Source organism: Sphingopyxis sp. GC21 (assembly GCF_025727575.1).
Classification (GTDB): domain Bacteria; phylum Pseudomonadota; class Alphaproteobacteria; order Sphingomonadales; family Sphingomonadaceae; genus Sphingopyxis; species Sphingopyxis terrae_A.
This window is the reverse complement of sequence record NZ_CP095845.1, coordinates 1644244-1667626: the sequence shown is the minus strand read 5'-3', so window position 1 is coordinate 1667626 and position 23383 is coordinate 1644244. Positions and strand designations below refer to the sequence as shown.

The 23383-nt window shown below is 64.8% G+C and carries 22 protein-coding genes; 13 read left to right on the top strand and 9 right to left on the bottom strand.

The genetic code is table 11. The annotated features are described in order from the left end of the window. The first annotated feature begins 15 nt into the window (after window positions 1-15). From MU856_RS07975 to MU856_RS07960, 4 genes are all read left to right on the top strand, one after another. Window positions 16-471, top strand: a complete 456-nt coding sequence (locus tag MU856_RS07975; protein WP_263588779.1) for a hypothetical protein — start codon at window positions 16-18, stop codon at window positions 469-471. A gap of 159 nt (window positions 472-630) precedes the next feature. Next, window positions 631-1857, top strand: a complete 1227-nt coding sequence (locus tag MU856_RS07970; RefSeq protein ID WP_217372315.1) for a DUF3419 family protein — start codon at window positions 631-633, stop codon at window positions 1855-1857. Continuing rightward, window positions 1854-2495, top strand: coding sequence for a class I SAM-dependent methyltransferase (locus MU856_RS07965; protein ID WP_263588778.1), 642 nt, complete (start codon window positions 1854-1856; stop codon window positions 2493-2495). Before MU856_RS07970 ends, MU856_RS07965 begins: the two co-directional genes overlap by 4 nt. A 42-nt stretch (window positions 2496-2537) precedes the next feature. Continuing rightward, window positions 2538-3137 (top strand): GNAT family N-acetyltransferase, encoded by a 600-nt coding sequence (locus MU856_RS07960; RefSeq protein ID WP_263588777.1) that lies wholly within the window; start codon window positions 2538-2540, stop codon window positions 3135-3137. On the opposite strand, the gene MU856_RS07955 is transcribed toward MU856_RS07960, so the two are convergent. The 4 genes from MU856_RS07955 to murI all read right to left on the bottom strand — a co-directional run bounded on the left by MU856_RS07955 (window position 3134) and on the right by murI (window position 6721). Next, window positions 3134-3844, bottom strand: coding sequence for an NAD(P)H-dependent oxidoreductase (locus MU856_RS07955; RefSeq protein ID WP_217372312.1), 711 nt, complete (start codon window positions 3842-3844; stop codon window positions 3134-3136). The two genes, MU856_RS07960 and MU856_RS07955, sit on opposite strands and share 4 nt — an antisense overlap. Before the next feature lie 56 nt (window positions 3845-3900). Next, complete coding sequence (locus MU856_RS07950; RefSeq protein WP_263588776.1) at window positions 3901-4590, bottom strand: nitroreductase family protein; 690 nt, start codon at window positions 4588-4590, stop codon at window positions 3901-3903. Continuing rightward, complete coding sequence (gene hemA, locus MU856_RS07945) at window positions 4587-5807, bottom strand: 5-aminolevulinate synthase (RefSeq protein WP_062903231.1); 1221 nt, start codon at window positions 5805-5807, stop codon at window positions 4587-4589. Before hemA ends, MU856_RS07950 begins: the two co-directional genes overlap by 4 nt. A gap of 107 nt (window positions 5808-5914) precedes the next feature. Then, window positions 5915-6721 carry a glutamate racemase gene (gene murI / locus MU856_RS07940; RefSeq protein ID WP_062902598.1) on the bottom strand — a complete coding sequence of 269 codons (807 nt, stop codon included), beginning with the start codon at window positions 6719-6721 and terminating at the stop codon, window positions 5915-5917. Between the two features lie 126 nt (window positions 6722-6847). On the opposite strand from murI, the gene plsY reads away from it, so the two are divergent. From plsY to topA, 5 genes are all read left to right on the top strand, one after another. Continuing rightward, entirely contained in the window at window positions 6848-7450 is a 603-nt protein-coding gene (gene plsY / locus MU856_RS07935) for a glycerol-3-phosphate 1-O-acyltransferase PlsY (RefSeq protein WP_186402061.1), read from the top strand. Continuing rightward, window positions 7447-7653 carry a hypothetical protein gene (locus tag MU856_RS07930; protein ID WP_318153203.1) on the top strand — a complete coding sequence of 69 codons (207 nt, stop codon included), beginning with the start codon at window positions 7447-7449 and terminating at the stop codon, window positions 7651-7653. The genes plsY and MU856_RS07930 overlap by 4 nt, the downstream gene beginning before the upstream one ends. 88 nt (window positions 7654-7741) lie before the next feature. Continuing rightward, complete coding sequence (locus MU856_RS07925) at window positions 7742-9310, top strand: VWA domain-containing protein (protein ID WP_263588775.1); 1569 nt, start codon at window positions 7742-7744, stop codon at window positions 9308-9310. Between the two features lie 234 nt (window positions 9311-9544). Next, the gene (locus MU856_RS07920) at window positions 9545-10426 is read left to right on the top strand and encodes a hypothetical protein (protein ID WP_234178776.1); all 882 of its coding nucleotides are present in this window, start codon (window positions 9545-9547) and stop codon (window positions 10424-10426) included. A 102-nt stretch (window positions 10427-10528) separates the two neighbouring features. Continuing rightward, the gene (gene topA / locus MU856_RS07915) at window positions 10529-13087 is read left to right on the top strand and encodes a type I DNA topoisomerase (protein ID WP_186402057.1); all 2559 of its coding nucleotides are present in this window, start codon (window positions 10529-10531) and stop codon (window positions 13085-13087) included. Between the two features lie 33 nt (window positions 13088-13120). Here topA and MU856_RS07910 read toward each other — a convergent pair whose 3' ends face one another. Genes MU856_RS07910 through lepB form a run of 4 tightly spaced genes read right to left on the bottom strand, consistent with a single transcriptional unit; the run spans window position 13121 to window position 15919 of the window. Then, the gene (locus MU856_RS07910) at window positions 13121-13462 is read right to left on the bottom strand and encodes a hypothetical protein (protein ID WP_217372308.1); all 342 of its coding nucleotides are present in this window, start codon (window positions 13460-13462) and stop codon (window positions 13121-13123) included. An 8-nt stretch (window positions 13463-13470) separates the two neighbouring features. Continuing rightward, complete coding sequence (era, locus tag MU856_RS07905; RefSeq protein WP_058811562.1) at window positions 13471-14364, bottom strand: GTPase Era; 894 nt, start codon at window positions 14362-14364, stop codon at window positions 13471-13473. Further along, a complete protein-coding gene (gene rnc / locus MU856_RS07900) occupies window positions 14361-15044 on the bottom strand; it encodes a ribonuclease III (protein ID WP_003043654.1) in 684 nt (227 codons plus the stop codon). The genes era and rnc overlap by 4 nt, the downstream gene beginning before the upstream one ends. Then, complete coding sequence (gene lepB / locus MU856_RS07895) at window positions 15041-15919, bottom strand: signal peptidase I (protein WP_062903230.1); 879 nt, start codon at window positions 15917-15919, stop codon at window positions 15041-15043. The genes rnc and lepB overlap by 4 nt, the downstream gene beginning before the upstream one ends. Before the next feature lie 204 nt (window positions 15920-16123). Between lepB and pgi the strand changes: the two genes are divergently transcribed. From pgi to MU856_RS07880, 3 genes are all read left to right on the top strand, one after another. Next, window positions 16124-17629, top strand: a complete 1506-nt coding sequence (gene pgi, locus MU856_RS07890) for a glucose-6-phosphate isomerase (protein WP_263588774.1) — start codon at window positions 16124-16126, stop codon at window positions 17627-17629. 98 nt (window positions 17630-17727) lie between these two features. Then, the gene (gene gor, locus MU856_RS07885) at window positions 17728-19074 is read left to right on the top strand and encodes a glutathione-disulfide reductase (RefSeq protein WP_062902589.1); all 1347 of its coding nucleotides are present in this window, start codon (window positions 17728-17730) and stop codon (window positions 19072-19074) included. A gap of 57 nt (window positions 19075-19131) precedes the next feature. Further along, window positions 19132-20148, top strand: a complete 1017-nt coding sequence (locus MU856_RS07880; RefSeq protein WP_263588773.1) for an NAD-dependent epimerase/dehydratase family protein — start codon at window positions 19132-19134, stop codon at window positions 20146-20148. Window positions 20149-20190: 42 nt separating this feature from the next. On the opposite strand, the gene MU856_RS07875 is transcribed toward MU856_RS07880, so the two are convergent. Further along, window positions 20191-21600, bottom strand: a complete 1410-nt coding sequence (locus MU856_RS07875; RefSeq protein WP_263588772.1) for a helix-turn-helix domain-containing protein — start codon at window positions 21598-21600, stop codon at window positions 20191-20193. Window positions 21601-21843: 243 nt separating this feature from the next. Here MU856_RS07875 and MU856_RS07870 point away from each other — a divergent pair, with 243 nt between their 5' ends. Then, window positions 21844-23376, top strand: a complete 1533-nt coding sequence (locus MU856_RS07870) for an acyl-CoA carboxylase subunit beta (protein ID WP_263588771.1) — start codon at window positions 21844-21846, stop codon at window positions 23374-23376. Window positions 23377-23383: the final 7 nt, after the last annotated feature.

Below are 23383 nucleotides of genomic sequence, written 5' to 3'. Positions count from 1 at the left end.
CGAAGGAGACGCAAGATGACGAAGACCATGGTTCTGGCCAGCGCCGCGGCGATGGCCCTGCTCGCGGGTTGTCAGAAGGCCGAAGCGCCCGCCCCGACACAGACCGAAACGACCGAGGTTCCGGTCGAAACCGCAATGCCGGCCGATGCTGCTGACACCGCAGCCGAGAGCGATCCGGCTACTGCACCGCACCGCTTTGCCAGTTGGGCTGGAAAGTGGACGGGGGTAGAGGGCATGTACGTCACCATCACCCCGACCGAACCCGAGCATTACAAGCTGGAGATGCAATCCGATCTCGACACCAAGGGCACATATGACGGTTGGGACAGCGAGCATGGCATCAAGTTCAAGCGCGGCGACGAGGAATTGAGCCTGCATCGCGGCAACGGCGACGATACCGGCCTCAAATATCTGGCGGGCAAGAAAGAATGCCTGATCGTGAAAAGCGGCGAGGGCTATTGCCGCGACTAATTGGCCTCCATCCCGGCAGCCCGACCTCTGCCGGGATGTCGGGATAGGATCATAATTTTCGTCCGTGTCGCCGATTTGTCATCGAAACGACGCGGGAATCGCAACATAGGCTGCCATGCGCGGCCCCGGATACATTGCTTTTCCGGGAGACCATGACCGATGGCCAGCCAAGCAAACCGCAAGATCGCCACCGCCGTCGTCCGCGAGGATGCCGACCAGAAGCAGCGCCTGCTCGACCGCGCCTTTGCGCTAGCCTTCAAGGGTCTTGTCTATGCCCAGATATGGGAAGACCCGGTGGTCGACATGGAGGCGCTTGCGATCGAACCGGGCAACCGGATCGCGACGATCGCGAGCGGCGGCTGTAACGTCTTCTCCTATCTCACCGCCGACCCCGGCGAGATCGTCGCGGTCGATCTCAACACCGCGCATGTCGCGCTCAATCATCTGAAGCGCACGGCGGTCGAGCGTCTGCCTGATCATGCCAGCCTTCGCCGCTTTTTCGGCGATGCCGACAGCAAGCTGAATATCGCCGACTACCAGCATTATATCGCGCCGCATCTCGACGCGGTCAGCCGGGCTTATTGGGAGGGGCGCGATCTCGCGGGACGGCGGCGGATCGGGGGCTTCGCACGCGGGGTCTATCGGCGCGGCCTGCTCGGCAGTTTCATCAGCCTTGCGCATCTGGCGGCGCGGCTGAACGGCGTTGATCCGCGTGTGTTGCTGACCGCGGAAAGCGTCGCCGAACAGCGGGCAATCTTCGACGCGAAATTCGCGCCCTTTTTCGACCGCGGCTTCATTCGCTGGGTCACGGCACAGCGGTCATCTCTTTTCGGGCTCGGCATTCCGCCGGCGCAATATGATGCCCTGGCGGGCGGCAAGCCGATGGCCGACGTCCTGCGCGCGCGGCTCGAAAAGCTGGCCTGCGATTTCCCGCTCGCCGAAAATTATTTCGCCTGGCAGGCGTTCGGGCGCGGCTACGCCAAGGATGATAGGGCGCCGCTGCCGCCCTATCTTCAGGCCCGCCATTATGATGCGGTCAAGGCGCGGGCGGGGCGCGTGCGGATGCTCCACGCGAATATGACCGATATGCTGGCAGCGTCGGACGCCGCGAGCTTCGATCGTTATGTCTTCCTCGACGCGCAGGACTGGATGAGCAACGCGCAGCTTGCGGCGTTGTGGACCGAGGTTACGCGCACCGCGCGGCCGGGCGCGCGCGTGCTGTTCCGCACCGCGGCCGAACCCAGCCTGCTGCCGGGGCGCCTGCCCGACGATCTGCTGCGCCGCTGGGACTATCGGGCCGAGGACTCGGCGGGCTTCACGCGCCGCGATCGCTCGGCGATATATGGCGGCGTGCATCTCTATGTGCTTCGGGACGCCGGCATATGAGCGGCCATGGGGCGTTGATGGACCGCGTCTATCGCGGTCAGCGCCACATCTATGATGCTACGCGCAAATATTATCTGCTCGGCCGCGATGCGCTGATCGCCGATCTGGCGCCGCCGGCGGGTGGCAGCGTGCTCGAGATCGGTTGCGGGACGGGCCGCAATCTGATCGCCGTCGGACGGGCATGGCCCGAGGCCGAGCTGTTCGGGATCGATATATCGGCGGCCATGTTGGAAAAGGCCAACGCATCGCTTGCAAAGGCCGGGATTGCGGCATCGCTCGTTCGGGGCGACGCGTGCGATTTCGACCCGGTGGCGCTGTTCGGTCGTCCTACCTTCGACCGCGTCTTCATCAGCTATGCGCTTTCGATGATCCCCGACTGGCGGGCGGCACTCGCCCAAGCGGCGCGCTGCGTCGCACCGGGTGGACGGCTTGAGATTGTCGATTTCGGCCAGCAGGACGAATTACCCGGCCTGTGGCGCCGATTGCTGTTCGGCTGGCTGTCGCATTTTCACGTCGCGCCGCGCGCCGATCTGCCGATCGCGGTCGCGAACCTGGCGGGGGAGGCCGACGCCGCACGGGTCAACTGCGATCGGCTCTATCGTGGATATGCGATCCGCGCGGGCCTCGCGCGGCGCTGAAAAACTGCTATCCCCATGCGCGCAACAGGGGGAGAGTGGGCGATGGAGCAGGCAATCGTGACGGCGCGGCTCGGCGATGCAGCGGTTGTGGGCGAAACGCTGGCGCAGGCATTCCAGACCGATCCCGCCTTGTCGTGGATACTGCCGGACCCCGCCCATCGCGCGCGGGCCTTGCGCGGACTGTTCCGCACGCTCGTCCCCGCAGATATGCGCGCGGGCGTAGCGCTGCGATCCGATGCGGGCGAGGCGGCGGCGCTGTGGCGTGGGCCGGGACGAGCGCACAGCGGCGGGCTTGAGTTTCTGCGCACCGTGCTGCCACTCATCGCAACCTTCGGCACGGCGCTCCCGCGCGGGCTGAAGGTTCAGGGCAGCATCGACGCGCACCGGCCCAAAGGGCGCTTCTGGTATCTCCATTATGTCGGCGTGCGCCCCGATCATCAGGGAAAGGGGCATGGCGGGCGGATCATCCGGGCGCAGACGGCGGTGGCCGATGCCGATGGCCTTCCTTGCCGGCTGGAAACGGCGACGCCCGAGAATGTGCCGCTGTACGAGCGGCTTGGCTTCGTGATCGAGGCCGAATGGGACGTTGCGGGCGGCGGCCCCCATTTCTGGGGCATGATGCGGCAACCGGTCCTGACCTAGCCCTGGCGTCGCACGAAATTCTCATAGTCGGCGGCGTGTATGACAGGGAGTGTGGGCGCCGACGCGAGGTTCATCAGTCGCAACCGATACTGGGCAAGCGTCGCCGCGCGCTGAAGCTCGGTCATTCGCGATGGACCGTATACGATAAATGGTTCGATCACCTGAAAACCCGAGAACCGCAAAATTCCGTGATGGATCGGATAGAGTATGGGATCGATCGGGCCGTAGAGTCCGTCATCCGAATAGGGTGCCGCCCCGCCGCCGGTCGTAACCGACAGCATCGCTCGCCGCGGCGCCAGGCGCCCTTGGTCAAGCCATTTGCCGCCGCCATAGGCGACGCCCACGGCGAACACGCGGTCGATCCACCCTTTCATGATTGCCGGCATTCCCAGCCACCAGATGGGGAATTGAAAGATTACCGTGTCGGCCCACAGCAATTTGTCCATCTCTGCGCGCAGGTCGCTTGAGAAACTGCCGGCGGATGCGGCGAAACGCTCTTCGGCCTGCTGATCGTATCGCTCCGGATTGGCGCGTATCCTGAAATTGCGTCGATCCGATACCGGATCCCACTCCATGGCATAGAGGTCGGACACGATCAGTTCGTGACCGATTGTCGGCAATAATGCGCGGGCGCTATCGGTTAGCGCGCCGTTGAAGCTGCGGGGTTCAGGGTGGGCGTGGACGATCAGGATGCGCATGGCCGTCATTCGGCGCCTGCGGCTCCAACGTTACAGAGGCCTCTCGAAAGGCGGGGCGCTTGCGATCAGTCGTCGAAGCCGACGAAGCGCACCGCCTCGTCGATGTTCTTGCGGTTCGATACCACGGCGTTGGCGGGAAATGCCTCGTCGGGCCAGCCCATGGCGACGCAAATCATGATGACCTGATCGTCGGGGATTTGCGCATGTTCGCGCACGACCGGGCTTTGCATTATTCCCTGGCTGTTGATGACACACCCCAGCCCACGCGACCAGGCGGCGTTGACCAGCGCATTGGTCACGGCGCCGCAATCGAAAGGCGCGATATCGCTGCCGAGCAGCACCCGATCATAGGTGACGACGATGCTGACCGGCGCGTCGAATTGGCGAAAGCCGCGCAGCACCCAATCCTGCCGCGCGCCCTTGTCGTCGCGCGCGATCCCCATCGCTCCGAAGAGCTGCTTGGCGATTTCGATCTGCCGGAAGCGATGCTCCTCGGCAATGCCGTCGAAACGGCGAAACTCTCGGCTGTCCGGCTTGCCGGCAAGAATACCTTCGGTGTTCCCCCGGCGGATTGCGGCGAGCGCGTCGCCGGTGACGACCGAGAAATTCCAGCACTGGTTGTTGAACGACGAGGGCGCGCGCATCGCGACGCCGAGGATTTCGGCGATCAGTTCGCGCGGAACGGGCTTGTCGAGAAAGCCGCGGATCGAGCGGCGGCCGCGAACGACCGCGTCATACGCTTCGACTTGCGTCACGCGGCGATTTTGAATTCGAGTTCGAGCCGGCCCCAGATTTCGACCAGCGCCTGCGTCAGCTCGCGCATCATCGCTTCGTCATGCGCCGGGCCGGGCGTGAAGCGCAGGCGTTCGGTGCCGCGCGGCACGGTCGGGAAATTGATCGGCTGCACATAGACGCCATATTCGGCGAGCAATATGTCGCTGATCTTCTTTGCGCGCACCGGATCGCCGACCATCAGCGGGACGATGTGCGTCACCGAATCCATGACCGGCAGGCCGGCATCGCGGAAGCATCGCTTAAGGTAAGCTGCGGCGGCCTGCTGCGCATCGCGTTCCTCGCTCGACCCCTTGAGGTGACGGACGCTGGCGAGCACGCCGGCAACGAGCACCGGCGACAGGCTGGTTGTGAAGATGAAGCCCGGCGCGTAGCTGCGGATCACATCGACGATATTCTTGTCGGCAGCGATATAGCCGCCCATCACGCCGAATGCCTTGCCCAGCGTGCCTTCGATGATGGTTACGCGGTGCGCGGCTTCGTCGCGTTCGGTGATACCGCCGCCGCGCGGGCCGTACATGCCGACTGCATGGACCTCGTCGCAATAGGTGAGGGCGTTATATTTGTCGGCAAGGTCGCAGATCGCGTGGATCGGGGCGACGTCGCCGTCCATCGAATAGACGCCTTCGAACGCGATCAGCTTCGCCGCGTCGGGATCGTCGGCGGCGAGCAGTTCTTCGAGATGCGCGAGGTCGTTGTGGCGCCAAACGCGCTTTTCGCAGCCCGAATTGCGGATACCCGCAATCATCGAGGCGTGATTGAGTTCGTCCGAATAGATGATGCAGTTCGGGAGCAGCTTGCCGAGCGTGCCGAGCGTCGCTTCGTTCGAGATATAGCCCGAGGTGAAGAGCAGCGCGCCTTCCTTGCCGTGCAAATCGGCGAGTTCGGCTTCGAGATCGATGTGATAGTGGGTGTTGCCGCCGATGTTGCGCGTGCCGCCCGATCCGGCGCCGACGTCGTGCAGCGCCTCTTCCATCGCGGCGATGACCTTCGGGTGCTGGCCCATCGCGAGATAGTCGTTCGAACACCAGACGGTGATCGGCTTCGGCCCGTTATGCCCCGCAAAGCAGCGCGCGTTGGGGAAGGCCCCCTTGTTGCGCAGAATATCGATAAACACGCGATAACGGCCTTCTTCGTGAAGGCGGTCGATGGCCCGGGCGAAAATATCGTCGTAGTTCACTTGCATGCCCCGCAGTTTCGGGTGCGCGGCCCCCGCCGGCGCGATAACCGGGCGGCAATACGCGCGATTTTCCGTGAAATCCAGTGCGAACGATTCGCAGATCTGGGTCAAATTGTCTCAATTCGCCCGATGCCATAAGGCGCCAGCGCGGCCAGCGGCGGGGGCAGGCGATCGTCGCTGCGCGTGAAGACCGCGATGCCGGGCGCCGCCGTCTGGGGCCACGCCTGCCCTTGGGTGAGGTGCGCGATCCGCCGCGCGATCCCTGCAGCGCCGTCGATGAGCGTGACGCCGGGTCCGGCAGCTGCCTGCAATTCGTCCTGCAGCAGCGGGAAGTGGGTGCAGGCCAGGACGATGACGTCGATGGCACCGCCGCCCGCCTGATCGGTCAGCCCGGCGAGCGCGCGTGCAATCGCGGCGGGATCGACCGGTTCGCCGCGCAGCTTGCTCTCGGCAGCGGTGACGAGTTCGGGGCTGCCGTGGCGGAGCACGATTTTGTCGCGCGCGAATTTGGCGCTGAGGTCATCGACATAGGGCTGCCGCACCGTCGCCTCGGTCCCCAGCACGCCGATCACGCCGCTGCGCGTCAGTTCGGACGCCGGCTTGATCGCGGGCACGGTTCCCACGATCGGCAGATCGAGTGCTGCGCGAACATGCGCGAGCGCGATGGTCGAGGCGGTGTTGCAGGCGATAACGGCGAGCCGGGGATGGTAGCGTTCGACCAACCGGCCGAGCAGCGCCGGCACGCGTGCCGCGAGTTCGGCGTCGCTTTTCTTGCCATAGGGCAGGCCGGCGTAGTCGGCGGCATAGACTATCGGCGCGGTCGGCAGCAGCGCACGCGTCGGTCCGAGGACGGTCAGTCCGCCAAGGCCGCTGTCGAAAAAGAGAATAGGCGCGTCGGGCGCGGGAGTCTGCATGCGAGCCGGTTAGCATGCGCCCGCCCGGCGTCAATCCGGTCCTTTGCGGCGTCCAGATTCATCGAATCCATTGATTGCCCGCTGCAACATCGCCACAATATTCCCGAACCAACGCCCGGGAGCGCCATGACCATCTTATTGTTGACCGCCGCCGGCTATCTGCTCGGCTCGATTCCGTTCGGCGTCCTGCTGACGCGCGCGTTCGGCGCCGGCGATCTGCGGCAGATCGGATCGGGCAATATCGGCGCGACCAACGTGCTGCGCACCGGACGCAAGGAACTCGCCGCGGCGACGCTGATCCTCGACGGCGCGAAGGGCGCGGTCGCGGTGCTGCTCGCGCGTCATTTCGTTCCCCAGCTCGGCGATCATGCTGCGATGATCGCGGGTGCGGCGGCGATGATCGGTCATTGCTATCCAGTCTGGCTGAAGTTTCGCGGCGGCAAGGGGGTTGCGACACTGCTCGGCCTCGCGCTGGCGCTCGCCTGGCCGGTCGGGCTGGTGTTCGCAGCTGTGTGGCTGGGGACTGTGTTGCTGCTGCGCATTTCGTCGCTCGGCGGGATGGCGGGAGCGGTCGCGGCGCCGGTCGCGGCGCTTGCCTTCGGCTATCCGGTCTATGCAGTCGGCCTCGCCGGGCTGGCGGTGATCGTGCTGTGGCGCCACCGGGAGAATATCGCGCGGCTGCGCGCCGGAACCGAACCGCGCGTCGGCGCAAAGAAGGGCGCTGCGTGACGCACCCAGAGCGGTCGGCGCGGATCCGGCTGATCCGCACGCCGCATGTCGTGACCAGCCCGCTCGGCCCGCCGCCGGTGGCGATCGACGAGATCGTTCGCCAGCCGGGACATCCCGCCGCGTCGGTGCAACCGGTCCTGCTCGAACTCGAACGCGCCGGGGGGCTGGCGCGGCATATGGGCCCGCGGGGGGCGCTGCTTTAGGGTCCGCAACGGCTCGGCGCGGTTCAGCCACGGTTCAGCGGCGCGGCGACAGGCTGATGATATTGTATCACATGCGGGGAGTTGGGTGATGCGGAACAGGTTTCTGACAGGTGTGACATTAACGGCGCTGCTGGCCTCCGGCCCGGCGCCCTTGCCGATCATGGCGGCGCAAGCGGCGGCGCCCGGCTGGAATGACGGCTTTTGCCGCAATGCCGACCCGCTGCCGCAGCTCGATCCCGAAACGCGGCCGCGGCCCGTTCCCGCCGCGGGCGGCAAGGGTGGACGCTATGACAGTGTGGCACCGGTGATGGCCGCGCCGCCGCCACCGCCGCCGCCTGCGCCGCCACCACCGCCGATGATGGCGCCGGCTGCCGAAGCGGCATCGCCGCCGGCGAGCGACGTCGTCGTCACCGGCTCGCGCAGTGACGCCAGCGCCGGTGCAGCCGAGCCCGTCGCCATGGAAAAGGGATCGTCGGCCGATTTCGATCGCGCGCCGGGCGCCGTGATGCCGCCGCGTCCCTATCCGCAGCCGCAGCCGCAGTCGGGCATCCTGACCGCCGGCGAGCATGACGATCTGCTCAATCCGGAACTTTACGCGGCCTATGTCGGTCGCAGCAATCTGGGCCAGCAGATCCGCGATCTTCCGCGCGTCGATACGATGCGCGTGGTCACCGTGAAGGTGAACGACCGCAACGGGCAGCCCATTCCCTTCGCCGATGTCGTGGTGACGTGCAGCGACGGCAACAGCATCACCATGGCGACGCAGGCCGACGGCGGCGCAGTCTTCTTTCCGGGGCTCGACCGGTTGAGCGAGCGCATTACGGTGTCGGCGCGCCAGGGCGGACGGACGATTGCCGACGCGCGTCCGGTGCTCGTCGCCGATGCGCCGGGCGGCCAGCTTGTCGGCCTGACCGCTAACCAGATGGCGGCGAAGGCCACCAAGCTCGATCTGATGCTGGTGATCGACACGACCGGCAGCATGGGCGACGAGATCCGCTATCTTCAGTCCGAACTGCGTTCGATCATCAATGCGATCACGACGCGGCACCGCGATCTCGACATCCGTGTCGGCTTTGTCTTCTACCGCGACCTCGGCGATGATTATGTGACGCGCACTATCGGCTTCGACCGCGATATCGGCCGCGCGCAAGGCGTGCTGGCGCAGCAGGACGCGAACGGCGGCGGCGACTATCCCGAAGCGATGGATCAGGCGATGATCCGCGCGGTGGGGCAATCCTGGCGTCCTGATGCGGTCAAATCGCTGCTGCTCGTCGCCGATGCGCCGCCGCACGACGACAAGTTCGGGCGCACCTGGGCCGCCGCCGAAGCGGCTCGCGCCAAGCGGATCCATATCACCCCGGTCGCCGCTTCGGGCGTTGCGGACGAGGCCGAATATGCGATGCGCGCAATGGCCGCAGCAACGCAGTCGCGCTACCTCTTCCTGACCGACGACAGCGGCGTGGGCAATCCGCACGCACCGCCGGCGATCGACTGCTATCTCGTGACCCGGCTCGACGCGCTGGTGCGCCGGGTGATCGACAGCCAGATCAGTGGCCGCCGCATCGAACCCGACAAGGACGAGGTGATCCGCAGCGTGGGGCAATATGACGGCGGCAAATGCGTACTGCCTGCCGACTTCAAATGGGACAGCAACTGACGCTTGGACGTCAGCCATTGACACCCTCCTGCATCTGACCGATGCAGGGGTGTGGGTTGCGTCGGGAAATCTCCCGTCGCTGGTCCGATTCCGGCCGCGGGAGGTCGGAGGTTTGTTTTCATGAAAAAATTGCTGTCGGCCATCGCCCTTGCGGCGATGCTGTTTCAGCCTGTCGTCGTCGCTGCGAAGGATCAGGAACCCGTCAAGATTTCGGGGCCGGCCAATGCAAGGGGCGTGACGACGGTAACGATCGGTGCCTTCAATGTCGGCTTCATCTTTGAGTCTACGGACCAGATCAAGAAGACGGGTGGTCTGATGGGTGCCTTTGGCGGCACCACAAAGGCCAAGAGCGAACTGGTCGGCGTCACGCCTGAGATGATGCAGGCCATCACCGATGCCGCCTATGCCGATTTCGTGTCGCAGCTGGGTGCGCGCGGTTATGTCGTTCAATCCGCCGCCGACCTGTTCGATCATGCGGCCCTTGCAAAGACCAAGTCGCTGGAAGCGCCGCTCGATGTCAATATTGCGCTCGAGAAGGGTAGCAAGGGCAAGGCAACCTATTACAAGCCGAGTGCGCTCCCGTCGCTGTTGATGATCCCGGGGGACTTTACGGGTTCCGGAATGAGCAGCATGGGGATCAATATGTCGGCAGGGCAGGCGAATATGGCCCTGTCAAACTATGCCAGGCAAACAGGTGTTGGCGTGATTGATGTCGTCTATCTTATCGACTTTTCGGATCAGAAGCGCCCGGGCTTTTTCAGCTTCGGCGGCGGGGTCAATGTAAACAGCGGCCTGTCTGTCAGCGCGGATTATTCGCGAATGACGCTTATTGCGCCCTCGGGCAAGCAGGCTGTCATAACGGTCAAGGCCCCAATTGGCGTCGAAGGCGAGTTCATCGACAAGAGCGATGCGTCGACCGGTACAGAAAAGGCCGTGCAATCGGCTGCCAATGTTGCAGGCGGCCTTGCAGCGGCGGCGAACATCGGCCTGCCGATGTTCGGCAAAACGCGTAAATTCCAGTTCACTGCAAAGCCAGGAAATTATGAGGAGGGCGCGGCGAAAGCAGCGAGCCTGGCAAACGAATTGCTGCTCGGAAGACTTGGCGCATTGCGTTGATCCCCGACGGCGGGCGCTCTATTTCCCCTCTTGACGGAAGGGATCGGCGCCCGCCACCCTCGCGCGTACGTACGTAAGAGTTTTCGGGGAAACGAATTTTCGATGCAATTGGTGATTGTGGAATCGCCCGCCAAGGCGAAGACGATCGAGAAATATCTCGGCCGTGATTTCAAGGTGCTGGCCAGCTATGGCCACGTCCGCGACCTGCCGCCCAAGGACGGCTCTGTCGATCCGGATGACGGTTTTTCGATGGAGTGGCAGCTCTATCCGGACAAGGCGAAGCGGCTGAAGGATATTCAGGATGCCGCGAAGCAGGCCGACCGTCTGATTCTCGCGACCGACCCCGATCGCGAGGGCGAGGCGATCAGCTGGCACGTGCAGGAATTGCTGCGCCAGAAAAAGGCGCTGCCGCAAAAGGTTGACCGCGTGACCTTCAACGCGATCACCAAGCAGGCGGTGACCGATGCGATGGCGCATCCGCGCGGTCTCGACGACGATCTGATCGACGCGTACCGCGCGCGCCGCGCGCTCGATTATCTCGTCGGTTTCACCCTCTCGCCGGTGCTGTGGCGCAAGCTGCCCGGCGCCAAATCGGCGGGCCGCGTCCAGTCGGTGGCGCTGCGCCTCGTCGTCGAACGCGAACGCGAAATCGAAGCCTTTGTTGCGCAGCAATATTGGTCGATCACCGGCCAGTTCGAAATGGGCGGCACGCCGTTCAAGGCGCGGCTCGCGCGCTGGCGCGGCGACAAGATCGAGCGCTTGACGATCACCAACGAGGCCGATGCGCGCGCCGCCGAAGCCGATGTGAAGGCGGGCCATTTCACCGTCGACAGCGTCGAAACCAAGCCGCTGACGCGCAATCCGCCGCCGCCCTTCACGACCTCGACCCTGCAACAGGAAGCCGCGCGCAAGCTCGGTTTCTCGGCCAGCCACACGATGCGGGTTGCGCAGGATCTCTACGAGGACGGCGCGATCACCTACATGCGTACCGACGGCGTTCAGATGGACGGCAGCGCGATAAGCGCCGCGCGGCGGGCGATTGCTGACCGCTACGACGGGGGCTATGTTCCCGATCAGCCGCGCCAGTATCAGACCAAGGCGAAGAACGCGCAGGAAGCGCACGAGGCGATCCGTCCGACCGATTTTGGCAAGGACAAGGTCGGCGGCGGCGATCATGCGCGCCTCTACGATCTGATCTGGAAGCGTGCGCTGGCGAGCCAGATGGCCTCGGCGCGGCTCGAACGCACGAGCATCGATCTGAGCGACGGCACCGGCAAGACAATGCTCCGCGCGACAGGTCAGGTTGTGAAATTCCCCGGCTTCCTGGCGCTCTATGACGAAAGCCGCGACGACAGCGCCGACGATGAGGATGCGCGCTTGCTTCCCGCGATGGCAAAGGGCGATGCACCCGCCAAGACCGGCGTCGAGGTCGAAGCCCACGAGACGCAGCCGCCGCCGCGCTATTCGGAAGCGAGCCTGGTCAAGAAGATGGAGGAACTCGGCATCGGGCGCCCGTCGACCTATGCCTCGATCCTTCAGGTGCTCAAGGACCGCGCCTATGTGCGCGTCGAAAAGAACCGCTTCCTGCCGGAAGAGAGCGGGCGATTGCTCACCGCTTTCCTCGAACGCTTCTTCGGCCGCTATGTCGAATATGATTTCACCGCGGGCCTCGAAGAAGAGCTCGACGATGTGTCGGGCGGCCGCGCCCAGTGGCAGGCGGTACTCGAACGCTTCTGGCGCGACTTCAAGCCGCGCACCGGCGAGGTGATGGAGCAGAAGCCGTCGGAAATTACCGCGGCGCTCGACGAGTTTCTCGGCCCCTATCTCTTCCCCGACAAGGGCGACGGCAGCGATCCGCGCGTCTGCCCGAATTGTGGCACCGGGCGGCTCGCGCTGCGCGGCGGGCGCTTCGGTCCGTTCATCGCGTGCAGTAACTATCCTGAGTGCAAGTTCACGCGAAAATTCGCGCAGCCGGGCGGCAGCGACGGCGCCGACAGCGGCCCCGAAACGCTGGGTACCGATCCCGAAAGCGGGCTCGAGGTGACGAAGCGCAGCGGCCGGTTCGGACCTTATATCCAGCTCGGCGATGGCAAGGAGGCGAAGCGCTCGTCGATCCCGAAGGACATTCCGGCCGAGGATTTCGATCTGGACTATGCGCTGCGGCTCCTGAGCCTGCCGCGCGACGTCGGGACGCATCCCGAAAGTGGCAAGCCGATCGTCGCGGGACTGGGGCGCTATGGTCCCTATCTGCTCCATGACGGCAAATATGCGAAGCTGACCGGCACCGCCGAAATCTTCGACATCGGCATGAACGCGGCGGTGGCGCGTATCGCCGATGCGGCGAATGGCGGCGGCCGCGGCGCGCGCGCCAAGGCCGAGCCATTGAAGACTTTCGGCCCGCACCCGACGAGCGGCGGCGAAATGAAGCTGATGGCCGGACGTTTCGGGCCTTATGTGACCGACGGCACGACCAACGCCACGCTGCCCAAGACGGTCGAGCCCGACGCGCTGACTGTCGAGGAAGCTGTCGCCCTGATCGACGCCCGCGCCGCGAAGGGACCGGCGAAGGGCAAGAAGAAGACGCCCGCGAAGAAGGCTGCGGCCAAAAAGCCGGCCGCAAAGAAGGCGCCGGCAAAGAAGAAGGCCGCGAAGGACGCGTGATGTTGCTTGGGCGACCGGCCCAAGCTCCATCGCCTATCCCGCGCAGGGCTGGTCGGCGGCGCGGAAGTCGTGCTGGGCGACGTCGTCGTGTCGAACGAGGCGGATTTTCGATCCGCTATGGCAATGCGCGTTGGCGGGAAGCGCGACGGTCGCCTGCTGCAGGCTGTTGACGCGCACGACGGCCTGCTCCGGCTTTCCGGGCGGCGTTTCAATCCGCATGACTTCGCCGGCGACCAGATGATCCTTGCCGCTGCTCGCGAAACGATCGCGCTCGATGACGAGCGCGATCAGCACGGCGATGAGCAGATAGGCCTGCCAATAGCGGAAGACCGCTCGGAACCGGTCGCCGGGGGTGTTGAAGGGATCGTGCGCCATTTCGCCGTTCAATCGACCCAGTCGAGGCCCATGTCGCGATAGACGCCGCGGTCTTCGTCCCAATTTTCCTTGACCTTCACGTGCAGGAAAAGGTGGACCTTGCGGCCCATCAGTTCGGCAAGTTCGGCGCGGGCCTTTGCGCCAATTTCCTTGATGCGGGCGCCGCCCTTGCCAAGCACGATGGCGCGCTGGTTGTCGCGCGCGACAAAAATCTGCTGGTGGATTTCGGCGCTGCCGTCGGGGCGCGTCTTGAACAATTCGGTCTCGACCGTCGACTGATAGGGCAGTTCTTCGTGGAGCTGGCGATAAAGCTGCTCGCGCGTGATCTCGGCCGCGAGCATCCGCTCGGGCGCGTCGCTGACCTCGTCCTCGGGGAAATGCCACGGCCCTTCGGGCATCAGCGCTGCAAGATGCGCCTTGAGTTCGGGCACCCCGTCGCCGCTACTCGCCGCGATGAAGAAGGTTTCGTCGAAGGCGAGCCGGGCGTTGAGCTCGGTCGCGATGGTGAGCAGCTTGTCCTTCTTGGTCAGGTCGACCTTGTTCAGCACCAGATATTTCTTCTCGGGCCGGTTCGCGACTCCCTCCAGCACGCGTTCGACGCGGCCCGTCAGCTTGGCCGCGGCGTCGACCATGACGAGGATGGCCTCGGCTTCCTCCAGGCTGCCCCATGCCGCAGCGACCATCGCGCGGTCGAGCCGGCGGGTGGGCGCGAAGATACCCGGCGTGTCGATCAGAATGATCTGCGTGTCGCCGTCCATCGCGACGCCCATCAGACGGGTACGCGTCGTCTGCGCCTTGGGGCTGACGATGGCGACCTTCTGGCCGACAAGGGCGTTGACGAGGGTCGATTTGCCGGCGTTCGGGGCGCCGACAACCGCCACGAAACCGCAGCGCTGGGTCATTTTACGTCTTCCTGGGTCAAGATTTCGAGCAGGGCGGTGGCGGCCGCCTTTTCGGCGGCCTGCTTGGACGGGCCGTCGCCTTCGGCCTCGGCGAGCTTGCCGATCGCGACGGCGACGCGGAAGCGCGGAGCGTGGTCGGGGCCGTCGCGGCGGACGAGGCGATATTCGGGGGGCTTGCGCTTGCGCGCGAGCGCCCATTCCTGAAGCGCCGCCTTGGGATGTTTGGGCGCGGCGACCTGGCCTTCGATCATGCTGCCCCAATTGCGGACGATGAATGCCCGCGCGGCGTCCTGGCCAAGGTCGAGCCACAGCGCGCCGATCAGCGCTTCGAGCACGTCGGCGGCGATATTGTCGCTATGCCGCCCGCCATCGCCGATCGCCTGCGCGCCGAAGCGGACATGCGCGGTAAGGTCGAGCGCCTGCGCGATCCGCGCGCAGGTTTCGCCCGACGCAAGCGCGTGCAGCCGCGATGACAATTCGCCCTCCGCCGCCTTCGGAAAGCGGGCGAACAATTCGGAAGCAATGACGAGGCCGAGCACGCGGTCGCCCAGAAATTCCAGCCGCTGATAATCACCCGCACCGCTGCTGCCGTGGGTCAGCGCCTCGCGGTAGAGGCCAAGGTCGCGGGGCGTTGCGCCGGTAATGGCGGCAAGCGTTTCCGCGGATACGCCTTCGTTCAAAAGCCTTCCCCGGCGCGGCTCCAGCGGGCGGCGGTGAACCAGCTGATCGGGTTGAGCCAGCTTGCCGACCCGTCGGTCGAGAACATCGTCACCAGCGCATGGCCGACCAGATTTTCCTCGGGCACCAGGCCAATGCCCTGACCCTCGACGGCGGGGAAGCGGCTGTCGGCGCTGCGGTCGCGATTATCCCCCATCAGGAACAGATGGCCGGCAGGCACGGTCACGGGCGCTGTATTATCCTCGGGGATCGAGGTGATATCGAGGATGGCGTAGCTCTTGCCGCTGGGCAGCGTTTCCTTGAAGCGCTTGTAGCGGCACTGACGCTGGCCGTTCGCGCCGATCTCTTCGAACTCGGGCGAATAGCAGGGCAGGGTGCCGTTGGCGCGCGAGGCGTCGATCATATTCTGCGTCACCGGAATGACGAAATCGGCCATCGGTTCGCGCTTCAGCGGCTTGCCGTTCAGCCAGACGATGCCGTCCTTCACCTGGATCGTGTCGCCGGGCAGGCCGATCACGCGCTTGATATAGTCGTTGTCGTTGACCGGCGGCGCCTTGAACACGACAACGTCGCCGCGATCGGGCGTACGCGCGAAAATACGGCCGGGGATCAGCGGCACGCTGAACGGCAGGCTGTATTTCGAATAGCCGTAAGCCATCTTGTTCACGAGCAGATAGTCGCCGATCAGCAGGCGCGGCTGCATCGATTCCGACGGAATGTTGAAGGGCGACAGAAAGAAGCTTCGAAAGATCAGCACCGCGATCGCGAGCAGCGCGAGAAAGCGGATCGTGTCGACCGCCTCTTCCTTGGCGGATACGGGCGCGGGTTCGGGCGTCGCGGGGGCGGGATTTTCGGCGGGGATGCTGGCGTCGGTCATGGGGCGCATTGACGGTGAATAGGTCTGCGCGTCAAGTAAATATCGGCGGATGACGCTGGCGCGCGAGCGGTGGCGCGCCTATGAAATGGACGAACATCTCCATCCCCGTTCGCATCGAGCGAAGTCGAGATGCCCATCGGTCGTTCGCGCCTTGGGGTGTCTCGACTTTGCTCGACACGAAGGGACCTTAGAAGGACGTTTTCGATGACCACCTCCTCCGATGCGTGGCAGGCGCTCTCCGCGTGGCAACCGCAAACAATCGCCGACCTGATCGCCGCCGATCCGGAGGCGCGGCTTCAGATGCTCGTTCGCAACGTCGCTGACATTCGCTTCGACTTCGCAAAGACGCATCTCGATGGCGAGGCGCTGGCGATCCTTTCGACGCTTGCCGAAGCGCAGGATTTTGCCGGCCGACGCAAGACGCTTTTCGCGGGCGGCATCGCCAACCCGACCGAAGACCGTGCTGCAGAGCACAGCGCCGAGCGCGGCGAAGGGGCGCCCGAGTCCGTCCATGTCGCGCAGGCATTGCATCAGCGGATGCGGATGCTGATCGACGCGATCGAGGCCGATGCGTTCGGCGAAATCCGCCATTTGCTCCACATCGGCATCGGCGGGTCGGCGCTTGGCCCCGACCTGTTGATCGATGCGCTGGGGCGGCATGGCTCGCGCTACGACGTCGCCATCGTCTCGAATGTCGATGGGGCCGCGCTCGCCGAAGTCTTCGCCAAATTCGATCCAGCCTATACGCTCGTCGCGGTCGCGTCGAAGACCTTCACGACGACCGAGACGCTGCTCAACGCGGCCTCGGCGCTGCAATGGCTGGAGGAAGCGGGCGTCGATGATCCGGTCGGCCGTTTTATTGCGCTGACCGCCAATCCCGAACGCGCGGTCGAATGGGGTATCGACGAAACGCGCATTCTGCCGTTCAGCGAAACCGTCGGCGGGCGCTATTCGCTATGGTCGTCGATCGGCTTTCCGGCGGCGCTGGCGCTCGGCTGGGACGCTTTTCAGGACATGCTCGAAGGCGCGGCGGAGATGGACCGCCATTTCCGGCTCGCCGACGGCGCCGACAATATCTGCCTGCTCGCCGCTTTCGCCGACCAGATTTACGCCAACCGGCTGGGCTGCCAGACCCGCGCAGTTTTTGCCTATGACGAACGGTTGCGGCTGTTGCCCGCCTATCTGCAACAGCTCGAAATGGAATCGAACGGCAAGCGCGTGACGCTCGACGGCGCGCCGCTCGCGCAGCAGAGCGCGCCGATCACCTGGGGCGGCGTCGGCACCGACGCCCAGCACGCGGTGTTCCAGCTCCTGCATCAGGGCACGCATCTGACCCCGGTTGAATTCGTCGTCGCGCGCGAGCCCGATCATATCCTTGACGATGCCCACCACGAGACGCTGGTCGCGAACTGCATCGCGCAGGGCGCGGCGTTGATGACCGGCCGTGCGAGCGAGGACGGCGCGCGCGCCTATCCCGGCAACCGTCCATCGACGACGATCCTGCTCGAACAGGTGACGCCGCATACTCTGGGTGCGCTGATCGCCTTCTACGAACATCGCGTTTTCGCCAACGCCGTGCTGCTCGGCATCAATCCCTTCGATCAGTTCGGGGTCGAGCTAGGCAAGGAAATGGCGAAGGGCCTTGCCGAAGGAACGGTGCAATTCGATCCGGCCACCGAAGCGCTGATGCAGGCGGCGCTGGGGGACTAGGCGATCAGGCTAATCCAAATATTCGATTGGCAAGACGGCGCGGCGTAACCACATAGGCCCTCGCCGCGAATGTCAGCGACGATTGCCAGAGGTGTTTCATGAGCGATTTCGACTATGACCTGTTTGTCATCGGCGCCGGGTCGGGCGGCGTTCGCGCGAGCCGGGTTGCGGCGTCGCACGGCGCGCGGGTCGCGGTTGCCGAAGAGTATCGCGTTGGCGGCACCTGCGTCATTCGCGGCTGCGTGCCCAAGAAGCTGCTCGTCTATGGCGCGCATTTTGCCGAGGATCTGAAGGACGCGCGGCATTTCGGTTGGGACGTTCCCGATTGCCATTTCGACTGGCAGCGGCTGCGCGACAATGTGCTCGGCGAAGTCACGCGTCTCGAAGGTCTCTACGGTCAGACGCTCGACAATCACAAGGTTACGCTGCTCAAGACGCGCGCTACAATCGTTGGTCCGCAAAAGGTGCGGCTCGCCGACGGGACCGAACTCACCGCCGAACGCATTCTTGTGGCAACGGGCGGCTGGCCCTTCGTCCCCGAATTTCCGGGCAGCGAGCATGCGATCACCTCGAACGAAGTGTTTCATCTCGACAGCCTGCCGAAGCGTGTGGTGATCGCTGGCGGCGGCTATATCGCCAACGAATTTGCGGGTATCTTCAACGAATTCGGCAGCAAGGTGACGATCGTCAACCGCGGCGACGCGATCCTGCGCGGCTATGACGAGCAGATCCGCGACCGCCTGCTCCAGATTTCGATGACCAAGGGGATCGAATTCCGTTTCAATGCGCCGTTCAAGTCGATCGAGAAGCAGGACGACGGATCGCTGATGGTCCATCTCGACAATTGCGATCCGATCGCGGCCGATGCCGTGCTCGTCGCGACCGGGCGGGTACCGAACACAAAGGGCTTGGGTCTGGAAGCGGCGGGTGTCGAACTCGACAAGGTTGGCGCGGTCAAGGTCGATGACAATAACCAGTCTTCGGTGCCGAGCATCTACGCCGTCGGCGACGTGACCAATCGCATCCAGCTGACGCCGGTGGCGATCCGCGAGGGGCAGGCGTTCGCCGACAGTGTCTTCGGCGGCAAGCCGACGACCGTCGACTATGCCAATGTCCCGAGCGCGGTGTTCAGCCATCCGCCGATCGGCGCGGTCGGGATGACCGAGGCGGAGGCACGCAACAAGCTGGGCGCGGTGCGCATCTACACCAGCGATTTCCGGGCGATGAAGAATGTCCTTGCCGGCCGCAACGAACGGGCGCTGTACAAGATGGTCGTCAATGCGGCGACCGACCAGGTCGTCGGCCTTCACATGATCGGTCCCGACGCGCCCGAAATTTTGCAGGCCGCCGCCGTCGCCGTGAAGGCGGGGCTGACGAAAGCCGACTTCGACGCCACGGTTGCCCTGCACCCCAGCATGGCCGAGGAACTGGTGCTGCTGAAATAAGCGGCGACCGCGCGGCCTGTCTGCTATTCTTCGCAAATGCGGCGAGGAGCGGTGCAGATGACGGGCACGATATTGGTAACAGGTGGCAGCGGCTATATCGCCGGCTTCCTGATCCGGCAGTTGATCGACAATGGCTGGACGGTTCACACGACGGTGCGCAGCCTGAAGCGCGAGGCCGAAGTGCGCAGCTGGCTGGCGGTCGACAACGACCGGCTTCGGTTCTTCGCGGCCGATCTGGAGCATGATCTCGGCTGGGCGGAGGCGATCGCCGGATGCAGCCATGTCGCGCATGTTGCCTCGCCCTTTCCGATGGGGGTTCCCCAGCATGCCGATGAACTGGTGGTTCCGGCGCGCGAAGGCGCGTTGCGCGCGCTGCGTTTCGCGAGGGCAGCGGGAGTGCGGCGCTTCGTTCTGACCTCGTCGATGGCGGCGATCGCCTATGGGCATGGCGACGGTGGCGGCATCTACAGCGAAACCGATTGGACGAACCTCGATAATCCGGCGGTCATGCCCTATCCGCGCTCGAAAACCGTCGCCGAGCGCGCGGCGCGCGATTGGGTGGCGGCCGAGGGTGGCGACATGGAATTCGCCTCGGTCAACCCTGCGGCAGTATTCGGGCCGCTGCTGTCCGACGATCTTTCGACGTCGATCGAGGTCGTGAAACAATTGCTCGAGGGCAAGGTGCCAATGTGTCCCGACGTCGGCTTCGGCATCATCGACGTGCGCGACGTTGCCGACCTTCATTATCGCGCGCTCACCGCGCCGGGCATCCGGGACGAGCGCTATGTCTGTTCGGGACCGTTCCTGAAGATGATCGACGTCGCCAACATCCTGACCGCGAACCTGGACGAGCAGGCGCGCAAGGTGCCGACGCGGCGGATGCCCGACTGGCTGCTCAAAGGCTTCGCGATCTTCCGCCCCGAACTCAAGCAACTCGTCGCCGAGCTGGGCAATGTTCGCGGCGGCGATAGCCGTCACGCGATGGAGACGCTCGGCTGGACGATGCGGACGCCCGAGGAGGCGGTGCTGGCGACGGCGCACAGCCTGATCGAGCGAGGAATCGTGAAGGTGTGAGCGTCTTCGTCATTACTTCGCTCCGCTTGCAATGACATTTCGCTAACCGATGCGGTAGGGCACCACGTCGCGGCGGTCGGGGTCGACAAGAATCGGCCGGTCGCTCGGCGGAAAGGCGCGCTGGTCGCAGTCGTCGCGCGGGCAAATGCGGCACGATGATCCGATACGCGTCGCGGCGTGCGGCGCGGTCACATCGACCCCGTCGGCATAGACGAAATCGGCGGCATATTGCGCCTCGCACCCCAGCGCCACGGCATAGCGGCGCGGCGAGCGCGCATAGCTGCCCGACGGTTTCACGAGCCCCTTCGCCATCGACACATAGCGCAGCCCATCGGCTGTCTCGGCGAGCTGGAACAATATGCGGTCGGGGATCGCCGCCGCCTCGTGGACGATCCACAGCGGGCAGGCGCCGCCGAAGCGCGCGAATTGCAGGCGAGTGGCGCTGTGCCGCTTGGTAATGTTGCCCGCCATGTCGACGCGACAGAAGAACATCGGGATGCCCCGCGCGCCGGGGCGCTGGAGCGTCGAGAGGCGATGGCACGCCTGTTCAAAGCTGACGCCATAGTCGAGCCGCAGCCGGTCGATGTCATGCCGCACCGCGCGGGCGCTGGCGCGAAAGGCGGCATAGGGCATCAAAACCGCGCCCGCGGCATAATTGGCGAGGCCGACGTGGAGCAACTGGCGCGCCGCCGCGGTGCGCAGCGGCGACGCCTCGATCACCGCATCAATCTCGCGCGCGAGCGCCAGCGCCGCCAGCTGGTGCGCAAGTTGAAAGCGGCGCGTTTCGGCGGGCTGCGACGGATCGATGATCAGGTGGCGCATCGTCGCGTCGAAATCGCGCAGCACCTGGTGCTGGCGGTAGACGATCGAAATGCCCAGCGCCTCGCGCAGCCGCCGTTCGATCGTCTCGATCGCGGGCGACGGATCGCGGCCGCGCAGCTGGCCCGCCAGCGTCTCGGCTGCGCGGTCGATGCTATCGACATAATTGCCCGCGTCGTGGAACCAGTCGCGCACCTCCTCCCACGGCAGGCGGCTGCCCTCGGCGGTGCCGCCGGTCATCGCTTCGTCGATGATCTGGAGCCGCTGGCCCGCGCGGCGATAGGCGGCGTGGAGCGCGACGAACTGGTCGGCGAGCTGCGGTTGCTGCAGCGCGGCGCGCTCGAGCTGTTCGGGCGCCAGCGGCGCGGCGGCGAACAGCGGATCGGCCGCCGCCTCGCGCAGCGCTCCGGCGCGGCGGTCACCGGCATCGGCGGCGACCTCCTCCCATTCGAGCGGGAAAAGCCTTTGCAGCCGGTCGAGCAGGGCAGGGGTCAACGGCCTGTCGTCATGCTCGATCTGGCTGAGATAGGATGTCGAAATACCGATCCTTTCGGCGAAATCGGCCTGCCGGATGCCCCGTTCGGTGCGAAGCTGGCGCAAGCGGGCGCCGGCGAAGATGCGTTGGCGGGTCACAAAATCCTCCCCTGAAAGGGGAAGGGGGCCACCCGAAGAGTGGTGGAGGGACAGGGGCGTCATGATCGCTGCCCGACAGGTCTTGCAATCCGCCTGTGCTCCTCCACCGTGCTTCGCACGGTCCCTCTCCCCGTGCCGGGGAGGATAGTTTGCAAACCATCACTTTGCAACTTTGCAAATTCGCATTTGCATAGCGTGCGCCGCGGGCGCAGATGGCAGGCTCCAGAAAACCGGAGAAGCCGAGTGTCCGCCAATATTGCCGAAATGGAACGCCGCCGCGCCGCCGCCGCCTTGGGAGGCGGGCAGAAGCGTATCGATGCGCAGCACGCCAAGGGCAAGCTGACCGCGCGCGAGCGGTTGCTGGTGCTGCTCGACGAAGACTCGTTCGAGGAGCTCGACACCTATGTCGAGCATGACTGCGTCGATTTCGGCATGCAGGATCAGAAGATTCCGGGCGACGGCGTTGTTACCGGATCGGGGACGATCAACGGCCGCCTCGTCTATGTCTTCAGCCAGGATTTCACCGTCTTCGGCGGCTCGCTGTCCAAACGTCACGCCGAAAAAATCTGCAAGGTGATGGAAAAGGCGATGCTGGTCGGTGCGCCGGTCATCGGCCTCAATGACAGCGGCGGCGCACGGATCCAGGAAGGTGTGGCGAGCCTGGGCGGCTATGCCGACGTGTTCCAGAAGAATGTTCTGGCATCGGGCGTTGTGCCTCAGATTTCGCTGATCATGGGGCCATGCGCGGGAGGCGCAGTGTACAGCCCGGCGATGACCGACTTCATCTTCATGGTGAAGGATAGTAGCTACATGTTCGTCACCGGCCCCGACGTAGTGAAGACGGTGACCAACGAAGTGGTGACGCAGGAAGAGCTCGGCGGCGCGATCACCCACACGACCAAGAGCTCGGTCGCCGATCTGGCGTTCGAGAATGATATCGAGGCGCTGCTCGCGGCGCGCGATTTCTTCGACTATCTGCCCGAAAACAACCGCAGCGGCGTGCCGGTGCGCCCGACGAGCGATCCCTACGACCGCGCCGAGATGAGCCTCGACACGCTGATCCCGCCCAATGCGAACCAGCCTTATGACATGCACGAGCTGATCCGCAAGACGGTCGACGAGGGCGATTTTTTCGAGGTGCAGCCGGCGCATGCCGCGAACATCATCTGCGGCTTCGGGCGCATCGAAGGGCGCACCGTAGGTATCGTCGCGAACCAGCCGCTGGTGCTCGCGGGGGTGCTCGACATCAATTCGTCGAAGAAGGCGGCGCGCTTCGTGCGCTTCTGCGATGCGTTCGAAATTCCGATCGTGACCTTCGTCGATGTCCCCGGTTTCCTGCCCGGCACCGCGCAGGAATATAATGGCATCATCAAGCACGGCGCGAAGCTTCTCTTCGCCTATGCCGAGGCGACGGTGCCCAAGATCACGGTGATCACGCGCAAGGCCTATGGCGGCGCCTATGACGTGATGGCGTCGAAGCATCTGCGCGGCGATTTGAACTACGCGTGGCCGACCGCGGAGATTGCGGTGATGGGCGCGAAGGGCGCGGTCGAAATCATCTTCCGCGCCGATATGGGCGATCCCGAAAAGATCGCGCAGCGCACGAAGGAATATGAGGACCGCTTCGCCAACCCCTTCGTCGCGGCGTCACGCGGCTATATCGACGAGGTGATCCACCCGCACAATACGCGCAAGCGCATCGCGCTGGGGCTACGCAAGCTGCGGAACAAGCAGCTCGAAAACCCGTGGAAGAAGCATGATAATATTCCGCTGTAAATTTCCG